Origin of the sequence: Caballeronia terrestris, assembly GCF_001544515.1 — a bacterium.
GTDB lineage: Bacteria > Pseudomonadota > Gammaproteobacteria > Burkholderiales > Burkholderiaceae > Caballeronia > Caballeronia terrestris.
The window spans coordinates 1-894 of record NZ_FCOL02000522.1 but is presented as its reverse complement, the minus strand read 5'-3'; the positions used below and the strand labels follow the sequence as shown (position 1 = coordinate 894).

At 66.8% G+C, this 894-nt stretch carries 1 protein-coding gene; it reads right to left on the bottom strand.

Going from position 1 to position 894, the window contains the following annotated elements; all coding sequences use genetic code 11:
- Positions 1–894 (bottom strand): metallopeptidase TldD-related protein (locus tag AWB67_RS38695; protein WP_125477904.1); only part of this gene is annotated, 894 nt, incomplete at both ends.

Sequence of the window (894 nt, the reverse complement as noted above, 5' to 3'; positions counted from 1 at the left end):
GATAGAGGCTGTCGTCGAAGCGCATCGCCTCGACGGGCGCGACGATTTCGCCGTGCTCCACCCAGAACGTCGCGAAGCGCGTCATGCCGGTCAGCCGGCAATCCATTCGGTCGGAAAAGTTCACGTACCACAGGTTGCCGATGTAAAGCCCGGTGTCGAGCGCGGCGAGCACGTCGGTGTCGGCGAGATCGCCGCCATGCATCGAGAGCGAGACCGGCATTTCGTTCGCGAGCGCGCCGTTGGGGCGCAACCCGTACTCTCGGGCCGTGCGCGCGCTCGTGAGCTGCTGCGCGCTGCGGCCCGCCCCGATGAGCGGCACGGTCTCGCGCTGGAAGCCGTCTTCGCTGAAGCGCGGCGCGATGCCGAGATCGAGGTCCTCTATCAGCGTGACGCGCGGGTCCAGCGATATTTCCCCTCGGTTGAGTCGATAGAGTTCGCTGCGCGCCGTCGCCTGCTGGCGGGCCGAGAACGCCGTGAAGGAAGCCGTGCCGATCAGTTCAACGAGCGCGGCTGGCGCCAGCCACGCGCGATAGAGCCCCGGGTCCAGTGTGCGCGGCGTGCGAGCGAGCACCGGCATGCGTCCGACGGCCGCTTCGAGTTTCGTCGCGAAGGTCTCGTCGCTCCATTCCTCGCCCGCGTAGCTGGACTTGATCGCGCGCCCGCTGGCATCGTATAGCGACCAGCTGAAATTGAAATTGTCGACCTCGTACCAGCCGCGGCTGCCACCCGACGACGCAAAGCCGCGCGCCATCGATCCGCCCGCATAAAAGCCGACGAAGTCGAGCCCGGCCGCGTCTCGTTCGACCGCGCTCAAGAGTGATTCGATATCCGGCAGCGTGCCGCGGCGCCGCGTGGTCTGCGTCCACACCGAGGTATCGACGAGCAGATGAGGAT